The 18,190-nt window shown below is 54.8% G+C and carries 15 protein-coding genes and 1 pseudogene; 10 read left to right on the top strand and 6 right to left on the bottom strand.

Annotated features, from left to right (window positions below; all coding sequences use genetic code 11):
• Positions 1 to 82: 82 nt before the first annotated feature.
• The 4 genes from gcvA to ggt all read right to left on the bottom strand — a co-directional run bounded on the left by gcvA (position 83) and on the right by ggt (position 5,690).
• Positions 83 to 967 (bottom strand): transcriptional regulator GcvA, encoded by an 885-nt coding sequence (gene gcvA, locus LT85_RS21565; protein ID WP_038493055.1) that lies wholly within the window; start codon positions 965 to 967, stop codon positions 83 to 85.
• Between the two features lie 194 nt (positions 968 to 1,161).
• The gene (locus LT85_RS21560) at positions 1,162 to 2,580 is read right to left on the bottom strand and encodes an FAD-binding oxidoreductase (RefSeq protein WP_052135390.1); all 1,419 of its coding nucleotides are present in this window, start codon (positions 2,578 to 2,580) and stop codon (positions 1,162 to 1,164) included.
• Positions 2,581 to 2,587: 7 nt separating this feature from the next.
• On the bottom strand, positions 2,588 to 3,625 hold the full coding sequence (locus tag LT85_RS21555; protein WP_038493051.1) for a DUF1338 domain-containing protein: 1,038 nt from the start codon (positions 3,623 to 3,625) through the stop codon (positions 2,588 to 2,590).
• A 313-nt stretch (positions 3,626 to 3,938) separates the two neighbouring features.
• Complete coding sequence (gene ggt / locus LT85_RS21550; RefSeq protein WP_156117684.1) at positions 3,939 to 5,690, bottom strand: gamma-glutamyltransferase; 1,752 nt, start codon at positions 5,688 to 5,690, stop codon at positions 3,939 to 3,941.
• A 411-nt stretch (positions 5,691 to 6,101) separates the two neighbouring features.
• On the opposite strand from ggt, the gene recA reads away from it, so the two are divergent.
• The 8 genes and pseudogenes from recA to LT85_RS27425 all read left to right on the top strand — a co-directional run bounded on the left by recA (position 6,102) and on the right by LT85_RS27425 (position 13,640).
• Complete coding sequence (recA, locus tag LT85_RS21545) at positions 6,102 to 7,220, top strand: recombinase RecA (protein ID WP_038493047.1); 1,119 nt, start codon at positions 6,102 to 6,104, stop codon at positions 7,218 to 7,220.
• 201 nt (positions 7,221 to 7,421) lie between these two features.
• Entirely contained in the window at positions 7,422 to 7,883 is a 462-nt protein-coding gene (gene recX / locus LT85_RS21540; RefSeq protein WP_038493045.1) for a recombination regulator RecX, read from the top strand.
• A 262-nt stretch (positions 7,884 to 8,145) separates the two neighbouring features.
• Entirely contained in the window at positions 8,146 to 8,724 is a 579-nt protein-coding gene (locus LT85_RS21535) for a DUF2889 domain-containing protein (RefSeq protein ID WP_052135389.1), read from the top strand.
• Positions 8,725 to 8,800: 76 nt separating this feature from the next.
• A pseudogene (sucC, locus tag LT85_RS21530) lies at positions 8,801 to 9,973 on the top strand (ADP-forming succinate--CoA ligase subunit beta); the annotation flags it as partial.
• Between the two features lie 19 nt (positions 9,974 to 9,992).
• Positions 9,993 to 10,874, top strand: a complete 882-nt coding sequence (sucD, locus tag LT85_RS21525; RefSeq protein ID WP_038493041.1) for a succinate--CoA ligase subunit alpha — start codon at positions 9,993 to 9,995, stop codon at positions 10,872 to 10,874.
• A gap of 293 nt (positions 10,875 to 11,167) precedes the next feature.
• Positions 11,168 to 11,944 (top strand): Stp1/IreP family PP2C-type Ser/Thr phosphatase, encoded by a 777-nt coding sequence (locus LT85_RS21520; RefSeq protein WP_038493039.1) that lies wholly within the window; start codon positions 11,168 to 11,170, stop codon positions 11,942 to 11,944.
• A 234-nt stretch (positions 11,945 to 12,178) separates the two neighbouring features.
• The gene (locus tag LT85_RS21515) at positions 12,179 to 12,781 is read left to right on the top strand and encodes an FHA domain-containing protein (RefSeq protein WP_038493036.1); all 603 of its coding nucleotides are present in this window, start codon (positions 12,179 to 12,181) and stop codon (positions 12,779 to 12,781) included.
• Positions 12,782 to 13,175: 394 nt separating this feature from the next.
• Positions 13,176 to 13,640, top strand: coding sequence for a pilin (locus LT85_RS27425; RefSeq protein ID WP_052135388.1), 465 nt, complete (start codon positions 13,176 to 13,178; stop codon positions 13,638 to 13,640).
• A gap of 131 nt (positions 13,641 to 13,771) precedes the next feature.
• Here the strand turns inward: LT85_RS27425 and moaC are convergent, their stop codons facing one another.
• Positions 13,772 to 14,269: a cyclic pyranopterin monophosphate synthase MoaC gene (gene moaC / locus LT85_RS21505; RefSeq protein ID WP_038493034.1), complete on the bottom strand. Its 498-nt coding sequence runs from the start codon at positions 14,267 to 14,269 to the stop codon at positions 13,772 to 13,774.
• Between the two features lie 267 nt (positions 14,270 to 14,536).
• On the opposite strand from moaC, the gene LT85_RS21500 reads away from it, so the two are divergent.
• Positions 14,537 to 16,009, top strand: coding sequence for an O-antigen ligase family protein (locus tag LT85_RS21500; RefSeq protein WP_038493032.1), 1,473 nt, complete (start codon positions 14,537 to 14,539; stop codon positions 16,007 to 16,009).
• Positions 16,010 to 16,090: 81 nt separating this feature from the next.
• Complete coding sequence (locus tag LT85_RS21495) at positions 16,091 to 17,596, top strand: M48 family metalloprotease (RefSeq protein ID WP_038493030.1); 1,506 nt, start codon at positions 16,091 to 16,093, stop codon at positions 17,594 to 17,596.
• Here the strand turns inward: LT85_RS21495 and LT85_RS21490 are convergent.
• A complete protein-coding gene (locus tag LT85_RS21490) occupies positions 17,593 to 18,189 on the bottom strand; it encodes a DUF2946 family protein (RefSeq protein ID WP_038493028.1) in 597 nt (198 codons plus the stop codon). The genes LT85_RS21495 and LT85_RS21490 overlap by 4 nt on opposite strands.
• Position 18,190: the final 1 nt, after the last annotated feature.

Here is an 18,190-nt window from a genome sequence, read left to right as displayed (position 1 = left end):
GGAATAAATCAGAGAATCTTAAAATCAAAAAATATCAGGACATCATTACCTTTGATCATGCAGCGGTAATTCAGTTCTCCGCTCAGTGTTCTGATAGTTCGCTCAATATCCATTCCTGGAACTTGATCACAGCCGCTTTGCTGGCGTTTTTCTCAGGATAAGTCAGATAGTAGGATTGCGGACTCTTGACCGCAAATGGGAAAGGCACGTGCAGCTGACCGAGAGCGATTTCGGTTTCCACCAGAAATTTCGGCATCAGCGCCACGCCGAGACCGGCAGCGGCAGCCTGGATCACCATCGCCAGCTGTTCAAAGCGCGGACCGGACAGGGCGTCGGGACAGGCCACGCCGACATGATTGAACCAGTCTTGCCAGGCCTGTGGCCGGGTGGTGTGTTGCAATAAAGTCATGTCACTGAGATCTTCGACGTGTTTGATTTGCTGGCTCAGGGCCAGGCTGCACACGGGCACCACTTCTTCGCCCATCAGCCGCACCATGACTGCGCCAGGCCAGTTGGGCTCGCCGAAATGGATCGCTGCATCGACCGCGCGATTGTTGAAATCGAAAGGCAGCACTTCGGTGCTCAGGTTCAGGATCACGTCCGGATGGGCGGCAGTGAATTTGGCCAGGCGCGGAATCAGCCATTTGATGCCGAAAGTCGGCAATGTTGCCAGATTGAGCACGCCGCCGGAATTCTTGTGCGCCATGACCTGGAAGGTCGCCATCTCGATTTCTTTCAGGATGATGGCTACCTGGCCAGCGTATTCGGCGCCGGCGGCGGTCAGGATCAGGCGGCGGTTGATGCGTTCGAATAGTTTTACGCCGAGATAATCCTCCAGGATCGCCGCTTGCCGGCTGACCGCGCCCTGGGTCATGTGCAGTTCGTTGGCCGCCTTGGTGAACGACAAGTGGCGGGCTGCAGTGTCAAATGCGATGAGGCATGAGGTGGAGGGGATGAATCTGCGCATTTTTCTGGGTGCCGGATAGGTATGTGCCGCCGTGCTCAATGAGCTGCTTATCGAGCTATTTATTGAGCTATTTATTGCTGAGCAGGCACTATACCAAACACCCGAGGTTTCGGCTTCACCTTTGGCGGGCAGCCCGGCCTGGCTCCTTAGGACAGGCCGGTGCGGAGATTCAGACGCAGTGGTTGAGCGCGATGTCACTTGTCCACGGCAAAGCGGGTGACTCCCAGCAGATGCTGCGGGTCGAATACATTTTGCATGCGGCTAGCCAGCGCAAGCGCCTCGGGCGTCGTATAACGGGCATAAAACTGCTGGTTGAATGGACCGACGCCATGTTCGGCGCTAAAACTGCCGTGATATTTAAGCACCGCCAGATCGTAGATTTCCTGCCGCAAGGCGTTGATGCGCAATGGCGGGAAATCGGCGATCAATTGTTCGGGAATGGCCAGGTTGAAGTGCAGGCCGCCATCGCCCCAGTGGCCGAAATCGAAGACTTTGATGCCAGCGTAGCCGTGTTCCAGAAGCGCTACGGCTTCTTGCCGGAAGGCGCCAAGTCTGGAGCGCGGCACGGAAATGTCGAAAGCAACTACTTTGCCTTCCTGGCGCACGCTGTCGCTGATGGCGTGGCGGATGCGCCACAGCACCTCGGGTTTGTCGATTACCGCATCGAGGATCAGGTCGCCGAAACAGCTTTCGAGCCAGGCGCCGAACAGTTTTTCCAGATCAAAGTCGGCGCTGCGCGGCCGTGCCGAGCTCAATTCGATCAGGAATGCGTACGGTGGCAGCGGTTCGAATGGCGCGCTGATGCCCGGCACGTGCTGCAGCACAGATTGCAGCGCATTTTGCGAGATGCCCTCAAATGCGCTGAGAAAATCGGCGAAATTGCGTTCGGCGTCGCGCAGCAGCAGCGCCGCTGCTTCCATCGACGGCGGCACTACCAGCGCAGTGGCGCTTTGCTGTGGCCGCGGGTGAACCTGCAACACCACCTGTGTGACGATGCCGTAGGCGCCGCCGGTCCCGATAAAATTTTGCTTCCAGTCAGGGCCGGTGTTGTTTTTACGAAGGCGGTTTGTCAGGTCAAGGCGTTTGCCGGGAGGGTCGATCAGCAGTGCTTCCAGCCCGAGAACATTGTGCCGCACGTCGCCATAACGAATCAGGCGCGCACCGCCGGTATTCGCCGCCAGCATCCCGCCCAGCGATGGATCGGCGCCCAAGTCGATAGGAAAATACAGGTCATGCTTTTCCAGCGCCTGGTTCAATTCCGACAAACGCGTGCCGGCATAAGCTTGCACCACGCGGTCGACCGGATCGATGTCGATGACACCCTTGATACGCTCCATGTTGAGCACGACATCCAAGCCGGACTGGTCCGGCGACGCAGCACCGACCAAGCCGGTATTCGCCCCTTGGGCGACGATGCGAATCTTCTCCTTCGCGCACAGACGCATCAGTTCCGCCGCTTCTTCAACGCTGGCGGGGCGAGCGATGCACAGGCTGCGGCCATGGCCGTAGCGGGCGCCGTGTTCGTAAGGCTGGCGTTGCTCCGGCGTGAGCAGGCAACCTTGCGGTCCAAGCAGGGCGCTGATTTTTTGCTGGGTAAGGCTGATGTCGCTCATCGATGGTTCAATTCGTTGCAGGAGAGGCCGAAGCGGTCATCTTGAAAATTCCTTGGGCGTTGCCGCTGTCGAAAGTCAGGTCGAGCTTGTCGGTCTGGCTTTGTTCATCCAAAAAGCGGTCGCGTGAGATGAACTCATAAAACGATCCTGGCACTTTCATGTCGACCAGCACACCGTTTTCATCGCGCATGGCACGCGTTACCGTGCTGGCGCGAAAAGCTGTCTGGCGTACCCGGCCATTACGGGAAATTTCGATCTTTTCCTTGATGGCGCGGCCCAGCGCGCGTTGCGCATCGGCTACTTGCTCTACATTCGGCACACGATCGGTGGCGTGGTTGAAGGCGTTGCCCTCGGTCGAAATCCAGGCCATTTCGGCCGACTCCGCCAGCAAGGTCTGGTAGTCGGCAATGCTGGGCAAGTCATGCTGGCGGTCGAAACAGGCCACCAGTACCGGCAATAGCGTCAGTGTATCGGTGATTGGCAATGTTTTGTCCGCAGCAAGTTGTTGCAGCAATTGTGCCGAGTGCGAGTCGATCGGATCTTGCGAGGTCGCGAGGACTTTGTTGACCGTGTTCTGGAATTCAACCGAGAAATTGTGTGGATGCAGTTCGCTCAAGAAGAACTGGGCGATTTCCTCTGGGTCATCTTCATGTGCGTAGGCGCGACCGGTCATGCTGATTCGTTGCAGCGGATAGAGGCCATTCACGTGGTAGCCGAGCGGACGCAGGATGCGTGTGAAGGCGGCTTCGCCCGCGGGTAGGGTGCCGGTGCTGATCCCCAGCACGGTGCGCAGCGCGCCGTGATCAAAGCGGATCTTGTTACCGGCGCGTACCGAATCCTGTACGTAGTCATTTCCCTGCGGGACCGCTTTCAGCAGTTTCTCGAATAGCAACATGTTCAGCGCTTGGGCTATTTCGATGCGGGACACAGTATCGGAACGCGGGCGCAGGGTGCTGGCCGGGATTTGCAGCAGATCGGATAGTTGGCTGGCATGCTCGGCTCCCAGTAGGGACGACAGCACGAATTGCAGATTGGTGGTGGACATGCGTGCTCTTTATCGGAGAAGGATAAAGTGCAGTGTAAATTTGATTCGTGCCTGGATAAAACGATAAATACTATTGGATCAATGCGTTTTACTCATGGATTCACGTGCCGCCTCTGCCAGCCTACTGCGCGACGCAATCTTGGGGTTTGCGATGCTTACTGTACTTTCGTACAGTTGCGCTTCTCAATCCCAATTATCGACCCCAATCTTGCGCCGCTCGCTACGGCTGGCAGAGGCGGTTTTCTGTTCTCTATGCGCGATAAAAAAGGGGGCAATGCCCCCTTTCTTGTAAAGACGACGGTCTGGTACCTGATTAGTACCCGATCGCAGCTCCGGCTGGACGACGGGTGTCGTTGGCGCCGTAATACAAGCCCGGCCGCACAATGCCTGAAACGCCGGCATCGTTGCCTGAGCTGGCCGCACTGACGCCAGCCGCACCTGGCAAACCGATCATGATCAGTTCAGCCGCGCCCCAAGGAGTTTGCTCTTTCATCTTGTAGCCCATGCCATCAAGGATCTTCAGGGTATCCGGCGACAGGCCGCGGGTTTCGTAATAGACCTCGTCCGGCAGCCATTGGTGATGAATGCGTGGCGCATCTACCGCTTCCTGCGGTGCCATGCCGTAGTCGATCACGTTCAGCGCGGTTTCCAGCGTGATGGTGATGATCCGTGAACCACCCGGTGAACCCAGCACCATATAGGTCTTGCCATCCTTGGTCACCAGGGTTGGCGCCATCGACGACAATGGCCGCTTGCCCGGAGCGATCGAGTTGGTCGCGCCTTGCACCAGTCCGAACAGGTTCTGCACGCCGGCCTTGACGGTGAAGTCATCCATCTCATCGTTCAGGAAGAAGCCGGTGCCAGGCGCAATCACTACGGCGCCGAAGCGGCCGTTGATGGTGTAGGTGGTGGAAACTGCATTGCCGTCCTTGTCGACGATCGAGTAATGCGTGGTTTCAGGCTTTTCATGCGGCGCCATGCCCGGTTGTACTTCTACCGATGGCGTGGCCTTGTCGGCGCTGATTTTTTCGCGGATCGACGCTGCGTATTCCTTGCTCATCAAGCGTTCCAGCGGATTTTTGACGAACGCAGGGTCGCCCAGGAAGGTATTGCGGTCCATATACGAATGGCGCATCGCCTCGGTCATGTAGTGCACTGCCGACGCCGAATGGAAGCCCAGCGCCTTCATGTCATAGCCTTCCAGAATATTAAGGATCTGGCACATGGTGGCGCCGCCGGAGCTTGGAGGCGGTGCGGAAACAAACACATAGCCGCGGTAGTTGCATGACAAGGGCGCGCTTTCGCTGATCTTGTAGCCAGCAAAGTCGGCTGCCGTAATGATGCCGCCGCCAGCCTTGGATGCGCGTTCCACAGCGGCCGGAATGGCGCCTTTATAGAAAGCGTCAGGACCGTTGCGCGAAATGGCTTCCAGGGTCTTGGCCAGATCCTTCTGCACCAGACGGTCGCCCGGCTGCAGCGGCGTACCGTCGCGGCGCAGGAACAGGCGTGCCGCTTCCGGGTCTTTCTTGAACTGGGCGATGGTGGTGTCGAGGATGTCGGTATCGCCGCGGTTCAGGATATAACCGTCACGCGCCAGCTTGATCGCAGGCTGCATGACTTGGGCGCGCGTGAGTTTGCCGTATTTCTTTTGCGCAGTGTCGAGACCCAGCACGGTGCCCGGCACGCCGGCTGCCAGGTAGCCAAACAGGCTGGCGTTGGTGATCGCTTTGCCGTTGGCGTCCAGGTACATATTGGCGCTGGCTGCCGCCGGCGCCGTTTCACGGAAGTTGATGAAGGTATCGTGGCCATCGGCCAGGTGGATGGTCATGAAGCCGCCGCCGCCGATATTGCCGCAGCATGGATTTACTACCGCCTGTGCGTAGCCGACCGCGACCGCTGCATCGATGGCGTTGCCGCCCATTTTAAGGATGTCGACTCCGACCTGCGAAGCCAGGTGTTGGGACGTCACCACCATGCCGTTCTTCGCTTCGACCGCCGGCGCGGATGCCGCCTGCGCATTGCCCAGCAAGCCCAGCAGCAATATCGATGCTGCCAACGGTTTCATCAAATATGTAATACGCATACTTTCTCCCTTTTATTAGCGGGCAAACGACTGCCCCCAGCTTTGAATATGGCGCAACTATCTGCATGCGCAGACAGGCGTCACAATTATTGCACCGCTCTCGATCATGCGGCTGGTCTTTTTACTTTCCCGGATGAGTATATGCGTATTAAGCATAATCTGAGCCCGCCATGCTGCGCCGTAATTCACCGGTTCCGTGCTTAAGTCCGCGCCCAAAGATTGGGCCGGCAAGACGGATTCGGATGATCAAGGCTACGGAAAGCGCTTTCTGCACATACAATATAGCGACAGGTTTTTTGGAAAAATGCGACAGTGCTTGCATAAATCACTGTTTTTTTATACAGTGCTACCTGAAGTTACAGATATCTCACCTCTTTTGTCGAAAGAATAACCATGGACGATAAAAAATCCGCAGCCAACCCGGATAAAAGCAAGGCCCTAGCCGCGGCCTTGGCGCAGATCGAAAAGCAGTTCGGCAAAGGTTCTGTCATGCGGATGGAAGACGGCGCCGTGGTCGAAGAGGTGCAAGTCGTCTCGACCGGTTCGCTCGGCCTGGATATCGCGCTCGGCGTCGGCGGCTTGCCGCGTGGCCGCGTCGTGGAAATCTACGGCCCGGAATCGTCAGGCAAAACCACGCTGACCCTGCAAACCATCGCCGAAATGCAAAAACTGGGCGGAACCTGCGCGTTTATCGATGCGGAACACGCATTGGACGTAGGCTATGCGCAGAAACTCGGCATCAACCTGTCCGAACTGCTGATCTCGCAACCGGATACCGGCGAACAGGCGTTGGAAATCACCGATGCGCTGGTGCGCTCCGGCGGCGTCGACCTGATTGTGGTCGACTCGGTGGCGGCGTTGACGCCGCGCGCTGAAATCGAAGGCGACATGGGTGATTCCCTGCCAGGCCTGCAAGCACGTCTGATGTCGCAAGCGTTGCGCAAGCTGACCGGCAGCATCAACCGCACCAATACGCTGGTGATTTTCATCAATCAGATCCGCATGAAGATCGGCGTCATGTTCGGCAATCCGGAAACCACCACCGGCGGTAATGCCCTCAAGTTCTACGCTTCGGTGCGCCTGGATATTCGTCGTACCGGTTCGATCAAGTCCGGCGACGAAGTCATCGGGAACGAAACCAAAGTCAAAGTCGTCAAAAACAAGATCGCGCCGCCATTCAAGGAAGCGCACTTCGACATCCTGTATGGCGAAGGCACATCCCGCGAAGGTGAAATCCTCGATCTCGGTTCCGATGCCAAGATTGTTGAAAAGTCGGGCGCCTGGTACAGCTACAACGGCGAACGCATCGGCCAAGGCAAGGACAATGCCCGTACCTACCTGAAAGAACGTCCGGAACTGGCGCGCGAAATTGAAAACAAGGTGCGCGCTTCGCTGGGTGTGCCTGAGTTGGGTGTGATCAAATCGGATGCAGGCGACAAGAGTGAAAAAGCCGCAGCCAAGGCTGCCAGCAAAGCCGCTGCAGCTGCAACCAAGGCTGAAGAACCTGTCTAAGCTTTATCCGGTGGATTCAGTGCCGGTTTAAGCAAATTGAGCAAATAGCCGGGTTGTCCTGGTCAAAGAAAACGCCTTTCATAAACTCCGCACGACGGATTTTTGGAAGGCGTTGTTGTTTGTAGCGATGCTTATAATAAGTAATATTTAATACGCAGTTTTAACAAGCTGTACTTAACAAGCATTACTCAGAAAGCGAAGATGGCCAAACTGCAAATCAGCCTTAAGGGCAGGGCGTTGCGCTATCTGTCGGCACGTGAACACAGCCGCATGGAACTGGCGCGCAAACTGTCGCGCTATGCGCAAGAAGGCGATGACATCGAAGCCTTGCTCGACACGCTGGAAGCCGCCAAGCTATTGTCGCAAACACGTTTCTCCGAATCCCTGATTCACCGGCGCGCACACCGTTACGGCAACAGCCGCATTCTTTCCGAATTGCAAAGCCACGGCATTGATGCTGAGTCTCTGACAGACATCAAAGCCGATCTGGCCAGTGGCGAAGTGGCGCGCGCCCGTGAGGTCTGGCGCAAAAAATTCAATCAAGTCCCGGCAAATGCTGAAGAGCGCGTCAAACAGATGCGCTTCCTGCTGCAACGCGGGTTTTCTCATCGGGCGATACAAGCAGCGGTGAAAGGCGGCGACGAAGATACTGAAGATAGCTGATGCTGGAGCAATGCTTCTAATGTTCTTGCATCTGTATGAAATGCGACAAAAATGGCATGTTGTCTATTCTGTAAGCCATCGTTCCCCGTCTTGCTTCGCGTATTGATTTATATGTCCAACACCGACGATGGTTATTTCGCAACTGTCCATCAACATCGCTAAGCCCGCCAAGCTGTGCTACACTTTTGGGGTTTTTTGCAAACCGCAGGAGCGGCAGTTACCATAGAAACTGTGGTAGCGACACGCAAATCAGTCCACCATTATGTCTCTGACACCACCTATTTCCCGCCGAGCGTTAAAGTATACCCGCGCGATTCACATCGAAGCTTTTGTGCGCGATGACGGCTTGTGGGAAGTGGATGCGCATCTCACCGATACCAAACCTTTCGATCTTTCTTTGCCTGCAGGTAATTTATTCGCAGGCCAGCCTTTGCACAGCCTGTGGTTAAGACTGACGCTTGACCGTCAATTTACTATAGTGGAAGTCGAAGCTAATTCGGAAGCGGTGCCGTATCAGGGGTATTGCAATACGATCAACCCCGCGTATAAAGCCTTGATCGGCCTGAGTCTGGTCAAGGGCTTCCGTTATACGATTAAGGAGCGCATCGGCGGCGCTCTGGGATGTACGCATTTGACCGAATTGGCGCAAATTCTGCCCACCGCCGCCTTGCAGGCTTTCGGCGGCGAGATCGACCGCAACGCAGATCCCGTGGCGGAGCAAAAAAAGCCGGCCCAGCTCGATCGATGCCACGCATTACGCAGTGAAGGCGCAGTCGTCGCCAAATATTATCCGAAGTGGGCATGCAGCCCACCTGTAGACGTAGGCAAACAAACTCATTAGCCGTCATTAAACGCACTTATTTTCTTTCGTTAGTATCCAACCAAGCAATTTCATTTAATTAAGTGTCAGAAGGGAAGCTCGCATGAAAATCCATGAGTATCAGGGTAAAGAAATTCTCCGCCAGTTTGGAGTAACAACACCGCGTGGCATCCCGTGCCTGAGCGTCGATGACGCGGTCAAGGCAGCCGAAACGCTTGGCGGTTCGGTCTGGGTCGTCAAAGCCCAGATTCACGCTGGTGGTCGCGGCAAGGGCGGCGGCGTGAAGGTTGCCAAGTCGCTGGAACAAGTGCGTGAATACGCCAACCAGATCCTGGGCATGCAGCTGGTTACACATCAGACCGGACCTGAAGGCCAGAAGGTTCGTCGCCTGCTGATCGAAGAAGGCGCCGACATCAAGCAAGAACTGTACGTCAGTATGGTTACCGACCGCGTCAGCCAGCGCGTGGTGCTGATGGCATCCAGCGAAGGTGGCATGGACATCGAAGAAGTTGCTGCCAGCCATCCTGAAAAAATTCATCAAGTCATCATCGATCCGGCTACCGGCCTGACCGACGCTGATGCAGACAGCATTTCGACCCTGATCGGCGTACCCGCAGGTTCCATCGCTGACGCACGTACCCAATTGCAAGGTCTGTACAAGGCATATTGGGATACCGATTGCTCGCTGGCCGAAATCAACCCGTTGATCGTCACCGGTTCCGGCAAGGTCATCGCACTGGACGCCAAGTTCAATTTCGATCCTAACGCGCTGTACCGTCATCCGGAAATCGTTGCTTATCGCGATCTGGACGAAGAGGATGCCGCTGAAATCGAAGCTTCCAAGTTCGACCTGGCCTACATCTCGCTCGACGGTAACATCGGTTGCCTGGTGAACGGCGCCGGTCTGGCCATGGCGACCATGGACACCATCAAGCTGTTCGGCGGCGAGCCTGCCAACTTCCTCGACGTCGGCGGCGGCGCCACGACTGAGAAAGTGACTGAAGCATTCAAGATCATGCTGAAGAACCCAGGCCTGAAAGCTATCCTAGTCAACATTTTCGGCGGCATCATGCGCTGCGACGTTATCGCCGAAGGCGTGATCGCTGCATCCAAGGCCGTTTCCCTGACAGTTCCGCTGGTCGTCCGCATGAAGGGCACCAACGAAGAAATCGGCAAGAAATTGCTGGCCGAATCCGGCCTGCCGATCATCTCGGCGGACAGCATGGAAGAGGCGGCGCAGAAGGTTGTTGCTGCTGCCAACGGTAAGTAATAAATAACAAGGAACAACTATGTCGATCCTGATCAACAAAGACACTAAAGTCGTCACCCAAGGCATCACCGGCAAGACCGGCCAATTCCACACCCGCGGCTGCCGCGATTACGCAAACGGCAAGAACGCTTTTGTCGCCGGCGTGAATCCGAAAAAAGCCGGTGAGGATTTCGAAGGCATTCCGATTTTCGCTAACGTTTCCGAAGCCAAGGCCGCCACCGGCGCCAACGTCTCGGTAATCTATGTTCCGCCAGCAGGCGCAGCAGCAGCAATCTGGGAAGCCGTCGAAGCCGAACTCGACCTGGCCATCTGCATCACCGAAGGCATTCCAGTACGCGACATGCTGGCGTTGAAAGACCGCATGGCAAAAGCCGGCAGCAAGACTTTGCTGCTAGGCCCTAACTGCCCAGGTCTGATCACACCAGACGAAATCAAGATCGGCATCATGCCGGGCCATATCCACAAGAAAGGCCGTATCGGCGTGGTATCCCGCTCCGGTACCCTGACTTATGAAGCAGTCGGTCAGTTGACCGCACTGGGCCTGGGCCAGTCGTCTGCAGTCGGTATCGGCGGCGATCCGATCAACGGCTTAAAGCACATCGACATCATGAAGATGTTCAACGATGATCCTGACACCGATGCAGTCATCATGATCGGCGAAATCGGCGGTCCGGACGAAGCCAATGCTGCTTACTGGATCAAGGACAACATGAAGAAGCCGGTGGTCAGCTTCATCGCTGGCGTTACAGCTCCTCCAGGCAAGCGCATGGGCCACGCCGGTGCGTTGATTTCCGGTGGCGCCGACACTGCGCAAGCCAAGCTGGACATCATGGAAGCATGCGGCATCACCACCACCAAGAATCCATCGGAAATGGCGCGTCTGTTGAAAGCAATGCTGTAATTTTCGTCAAATCGGCATCCGGCGCAGTTAAGTGGGGTCAGAATTTTTTTTCGCGATCTTTGCGAAAATTACTCTGACCCCACTTAACGGGCAACGGAGTGCAGACTGAAGCAAGGGAGCCATGGCTCCCTTTTTTATTTATACTCAATCACATCTTTTTCGCAGCTGTGGCATCCTGATGGCAGGCCATTGCAGAGACAGCAATTTGTCTTGCCGTGCCTAGCAGAACCAAGGAAAATGCTTGTAATCCGGCAATCGCCTAATTTGTCCTATTTTTCTCACCGAAACTCTGAATGTCCCGACATATGCCGCTTGAGTTTGCCGCCAAAACGGATATTGGCATGGTGCGAGTACAAAACGAAGACACCGTCGTCGTCGATGCTGCCTTGCAGTTGGCGATTTTGGCCGACGGCATGGGCGGTTACAACGCCGGTGAAGTCGCCAGCAGCATCGCCACCGTCGCCATCCAGGAAGAAATCGAAAGCCAGTTGCAGGAATACCGCCGTCTGCAAAAGCCGGAAGACGAAATGCCGACCCGTCTGTGGCTGATGCAAGCCGTGCGTCAAGCCAACAGCACTATCATCAACGCCGCCCGTCGCGAGCCGGAATACCGCGGCATGGGCACCACCCTGGTGGTGGCATGGTTCCAGCCGGAAGGCAGTGTCAGCATCGCCCACGTCGGCGACTCCCGCGCCTACCGTATCCGCGACGGCTTGCTGGAACAGCTGACGCGAGATCACTCCTTACTGCAAGAACAGATTGATGCCGGCCTGATCCGCGCCGAGGATGCGCAATTTGCTCTCAACCGCAATATCGTCACGCGCGCAGTCGGTATCGACTATCAGCTGGTAGTGGAAGTCCATCAGCATGACGTCCAGGCTGGCGATCTTTATCTGTTGTGTTCAGACGGCTTGTCGGACCGCATTGGCGACGGCGATATCAGCAACATCATCAGCGACGCACAGGGCGATCTCAAGATGGCATGCACCATGCTTATCAATGCTGCCAACCAGTCGGGCGGACAGGATAATGTATCGGTGATCCTGATCAGGGTGGCGGAAAACGAATAGACCCGGTTGCTAGATTGCCAGCAGCTGGCTACAGGCGAAGCGACAGCCAAGCCCGCAACATAAATCCCGAATTTTGAGTACGATTTCCCTAAAACAACATTAAACTAGGGGTTTGTTAAATCTTGTTAAATCCGATGCTTGCAATGTTTGACCAACGCCAACACCAATAGCCGTGAGCCGATGTGCGGTATTGTTTTAATAACTGACAGATAGCGTTACCCGAGAGAGATAGGAATGGCGAAGATCATCCTGACCAAAGGCGGCACCGTAATACAAGAGATGACGCTCACCAAAGAGCGCACCACCATCGGTCGCCGCGCCCACAATGACCTGGTCATTGACAATCTTGCCATCAGCGGCGAGCACGCTGTCATCATTACTATCTATAACGACTCGTTTCTGGAAGACCTCAACAGCACCAACGGCACCCAGGTCAACGGCCATCCGGTCACCAAACATTTCTTGCAGCACAACGATGTTATCCAGATGGCCAGGTACAAATTGCTGTACCAGGTCGATACAGATGAGGAAATCAAGGATAACCGGCCGAAGATGTTCCCGGTGCCGCGTCCGGATGCCACGATTACTGTGCTGGACGGGCCTAGTGCGGGTAAGGAAATGTTGCTGACCAAGGTGCTGACTACTATTGGGCGCCCTGGGATTCAAGTGGCGATCGTCACACGCCGGCCACATGGCTACGAATTGACACATGTCGAAGGGCAAACCTATACGCGGGTCAACGATACGCCGTTGAGTGCAGGAGCACGAGCTCTGAAGGATGATGATGTAATAGACATCGCAGGGACGCTCATGCGTTTTTCCTGGAAATCGGCTTAAGCGTTTGTTGGCCGTTTGTGCTGAACTTCTTTCCCCGCGCTCGCATTGTTCAGTAGTGTACAAAATTTCGCATTATTCAACTATTTCATGAGGCTTGTCCCTGTTACATGGACTCAATCTGGATTTTAAGTCTGTAGCCAATTCCAGTTACCGCGATAGGCGGTAATACTTGCTAGCATTTGGCAAGATGACCTTGGACGGTATGCCAGATTCGCGATATATCGTGAGGCAATGTAGTTTCTTTATGACAAAATTTGTCATCGGGTAACAAGAAATCTGCCAAATTTCCTCACTTTTCTAGATGTCAGACTTTAAAAAACGCGATTTTCAACTGGCACAGACATTGCTGTATGTCCTGTGCAGTGAAGCCCCCTTTTATTAACTGGAGAAACAAATGAAATCGATGAAAATGATTAAGCGCGCACAGCGCGGTTTTACCCTGATCGAATTGATGATCGTTGTTGCGATTATCGGAATTTTGGCTGCTGTTGCTATTCCGCAATATCAAAATTACACCCAACGCGCCAAAGCTGCTGGTGGCCTGACAGGATTGGATAGTTTTAAAACAGCAGTTGGAATGTGTTCACAAGAAACTGGAACGCTCGTTGGTTGTAGTGCTGGCGCAAATGGTATCCCAGCTATTCCAGCCGGTACCGCTGCTGATCCTCTTCCAAAATATGTCACGGCTATTGCTTCAATCACGGATGGTGTAATTACTGCAACATTGGAGGCAACCGATGCTAGTGGAACAGCGGATGCCCTCGTTTTAACACCACTCGTTGGTACAAGCGGCAGCAACCTGACCTGGAATATGACAGGAACTGCCTGTGACGCAGGTAAGCGTGGCCTTAAATGCTAATGTGAATTGACTGGGTAGGGAAGTGTGATCTCCTACTCACACCGTAGAAAAACCACAGAATTGAGTTTTTAAAATACTTGATTTGTGGTAATACCGCTCAGTTAATTACTGAGCGGTATTTTGTGTCACCGTTATTCAGCAGTCCAGTCCCCCGACTTGCCGCCATGTTTTTCCATCACCCTCACATCGGTAATCACCATTCCCCGATCCACCGCCTTGCACATATCGTAAATCGTAAGCAAGCCGATCTGGACCGCGGTTAGTGCTTCCATCTCAACTCCGGTCTTGCCCACGGTTTCCGCCTGTGCGTTGCAGGTGATGCTGGAATTGCCTTCATCAATACTGAAATCGACAGTAACCCGCGTCAGCGCCAAAGGATGGCACAAAGGAATCAGATCGCTGGTGCGCTTGGTCGCCATGATGGCGGCAATACGTGCGATTCCAAGCACGTCGCCTTTCTTTGCCGTGCCAGACTGTATCAAGGCCAGCGTTTCAGCTTTCATACGGATACAGCCGCTGGCGACTGCGATGCGGTGCGTGTCATTTTTGCTACCCACATCGACCATGTGGGCCTGGCCGGATGCGTCGAAATGAGTCAGGTTGGTGGATGCTGGGGTTTTGTTGGTCATGGTGATATTTTCTGAAAATAATGTAGTCAGACTAGCTTTTGATTTGCTTTTGTTCGGCGTCACTTGCTGAATATGGATATGGGGCAATTATCCTCTGTTAGTATCATAGCATTGCACTTTTTGACGCTGGTGGCCGCGCGGTCGGAAGTACGTGGCGAGGTCGGTTTTATCAGTATTCATTCGGGTTGGTTGCCGGCGCATGAAGCCGGCTCGCAGTTTTTCGCCTAAAAAAAGCACCATGTGAGTAACGTAATTGGTTAGGAAAAAATGGATGCCCTGAGGTATCGCCGGTCTCTTCCCACTTTTTCTGTTGCATATCTGGTTGTATTCGCGGTATTGTTCAGCCCGTTGTTGTTCTTCCCATTAGTTCCTGGCGCCGGTTTTCATGACAATCAGCGCATTATCGAAATTTTCTGTTCGACAGCAGCGATTATTGTCTTTGCGCTCTACCTGGCGAGAAATATATCGGTCAACTGGTCCGGCAATATTCGCTTGATCTGCTTGCTCGTCATTTTTTTTGCACTCGGCTTGGTTTCCAGTCTGTTTGCCTATTCAATGCGACACGCTCTTTTTGAATGGGCAAATTCCCTGTCGTTATTCGGGATGTCCTACATAATCGCGCGCGAGGTGGCTCGCGAGAGTGATGCCCTTTTTGATCAGATATTGCGATTGTGCGGCATAGGATGCACCTTCTATATTTTCGTCGAAATCGTCATATACATAGCCATCATAGCGACAGGCCGACAGCCGTCGAATGGAGGGCTAATCTTCGGATTTAATAATTACCGCTTTTTTAACCACGTTCAAACGATTACTTTGCCACTTCTGTGCCTATGGAGTAGTCGCGTTGATGGTGGAGGGAAAAAAATGTTTGCCTGGGGCGTTGCCTCGATATGGTGGACACTTCTTTTTTTATCTGCCAGCCGTGGAACTTTTATTGGCGTACTTGCCGGTATTTGCGTGACTTTGTTTTATCTCAGAAAAGCGGCCTTTCCATGGTGCAGGCAGATACTGTGGACGGCGATGACTGGCTTGGGTTTATATTTCTTGTTCTACGTGCTTGTGCCACTTTCGCTGGGCTTGCAACCGTTCGGTTTTTTATTTTCGGTGCTCGACCGCACCATTGAAAATCCCAGTTCCAGTCGTTGGAGGTTATGGGTACGCGCATGGGAGATGACGCTAGCCTATCCTTGGCTGGGGGCTGGACCCTTGCACTTTGCGCATTACAGTCGCGACGCGCAGATTGGCGCACACCCCCATAACTGGGTGCTGCAGATTGCTTCTGAATGGGGTGTCCCAGCTTTGCTTTGCCTGATAACAGCCATTGCGCTTGGATTTAAGAAGTTGCTGGCGGTGCGTAAGCACCTGGAACCTATAGACAGCAAAAGCCATTTAACGCTTGCTGCACTGCTGACTACCGCTGTGGCGATTCTGGTCGATGGCTTGGTGTCGGGGTTGATTGTCATGCCGACCAGCCAATTGTGGATTGTCTTGTACGTTGGTTGTGCCTGGGGGTGGACCGCTGCGATGACGCCAGTAAAAGTGGTGACTGCAATGCGTTTGTCTCCGCTTGTGCGAATCGGAGGGCTGATCGGCGTCGTAATGCTGATTTATTTTATCTGCAATGGCTTGTGGCCGGAAATCGGTAACTTGCCTTTCTACGAAGAAAAAAATCTACAAAAGGACATTTATGCGGATCCGGCGTACCGTCCGCGGGTCTGGCTTGGTGGTTATTTCTAAAGCGCTGCTACTTGCCGGATGTGGAACAATTATCCTCTGTTAGTATCAGAGCATCGTGATTTTGACTCCAGCCAGCACTTGATGACTCGACTAACGCGATTTCCACTGCGAATACTGTTTATCGCGCTAGTCGGCGCCTGTTTTACATTGCCGTACGCACCGGCAGCGGCTGCGCAAAACCTGCCGACTTTAGGCGACACCTCACGCGAAACGCTATCGCCGCTGATGGAGCGCAAGCTTGGCGAGGAAGTCATGCACGATATCCGGCGCGATCCCGATTACATGACCGATGCGCCGCTGCTGGAATACCTGAACAATTTCGGCTGGACGCTGGTCAACGCTCGGCCGGACGTGCGTGGCGAGGCGGGTTTTGATTTCTTTTTCTTTGCGGTGCGCGATCCGGTCTTGAATGCGTTTGCCTTGCCGGGGGGCTTCATCGGGGTGCATTCGGGTTTGTTGCTGGCGGCGCAAAGCGAGTCTGAGCTGGCTTCGGTGCTGGCGCATGAAATCGGCCATGTGGCGCAGCGCCATATTGCACGCATGGTGGGCAGCCAGAAGCAGGATTCGATGATCGCGCTGGCGTCAATGTTGCTGGGCCTGTTGACAATGCGTGGCAGCCCGGATGCTGGCGCGGCGGTGATGATGGGTGGCACGGGCCTGGCGATGCAGCGGCAGTTGAATTTCAGCCGCGACGCCGAGCGTGAGGCGGATCGCATCGGGCTTTCTATCCTCGATGCGGGCGGTTTCGATACCAGCGGTATGGTAGTGTTCTTTGGTCGCTTGCAAACCGCTTCGCGTAATTATTCGGATGCGGTTCCGCCGTATCTGCTGACACATCCGCTCACCACCGAACGCATCGCAGATATCGAAGCGCGCATTCGCGAGCAACGTTATCGGCAGCATGCAGACAGCCTGGATTTCCAGTTGATCCGGGCGCGAGTGCGGGTGCTGCAGGACGATACCGAACTGGGCCGGCGCGAGGCGCAATTTTTCTTCGAGACGCAGCTGAAGCAAAATACCAAGCAGCAAATCGTCGCGGCTAAATACGGTATGGCTTTCCTTGCCTTCAAGCAGGAGGATTACGGCAAGGCGGAAGCGTTGCTGGAAGAGGCTATGGCTGCAGCCGCGCCAGCCAGAAAGAACCTGGTCCTGACCGATCTGGGGATAGAAATCATGCTGGCGACCAAGCGCGAGGCGGAGGCTTTGAAGTTGGTGGAACAAGCGCAGCTGCAATATCCTTTATCGCGCGGCTTGGCGCATCAGTATGCACGGGTGCTGATTGCATCCAAGCGTTTGGATGAGGCGACCAAATATTTGCGCGAACAGGCGCAGCTGTATCGACAGGATGCGGATGTGCAGGATTTGCTGGCCCAGGCGTATTCGGCGCAGGGAAAGAGGGCGTTGCAGCACATGGCTCTGGCGGAGTCTTATGTGCTGACGGGGAGTGTGCCGGCGGCGCTGGACCAGTTGCGGATTGCTCGTAACGCGCCGGATGCAGGGTTTTATGACCAGTCCATGATTGACGCGCGGGAGCGGGAGTTGCAGGCGCGGTGGAAGGAAGAATTACAGGCTTCCAAAGATCGCTAGATTGGCCTGGGTTTGCTCACAAAACCAAAATGAGGCGCAATATTCGCCGTTGAAATTCTGCTTATCGCTATTGCTGTCTCTGCATGCTGCCAGGTCAGGATACGTTGATCGTCGGGCGTAGCCAGCCATTCCAGCAAAGCTTCGTCGCTGACGATTGATCCGTCCATGCGCAACTGAGTAATACATTCCGCCAGATCGCGGTCGTCAATCGCGGCGACTTGTGTCGCTGAAATCAGCAGCAGCCGGCCGTCTTCCGTCAGCATCACGGCTTCGATTGTCCCCATCGCTTCACCGGTTTGCAAGACATAACCCTGCCGCGGATCGGTATGGGCGATGTACGGCGTCAGCGCCAGATCGACATAGACCCGTTGCGGTCCGTTCTGGAAATACCAGCAGCCTTGTTCATCCGCCTTGTAGTTGCGATTGATGAACCCCACCAACGCGGTATGCATGATCTTGTCGCCAGGCAGATTTTGCCGCTGCGCTGATTCATCGCGCATGCGCCAGGCGCCGCGTGCGTCGAGCCCCAGCCAGCCATGGCAATGCGGAACGTTCGGCCATTTCTGCATGGCCTGCAGGACGATCTGGTCCATC

The sequence above is a fragment of the Collimonas arenae genome (genome assembly GCF_000786695.1).
GTDB lineage: Bacteria > Pseudomonadota > Gammaproteobacteria > Burkholderiales > Burkholderiaceae_D > Collimonas > Collimonas arenae_A.
This window is presented reverse-complemented; position numbering and strand designations above follow the sequence as displayed.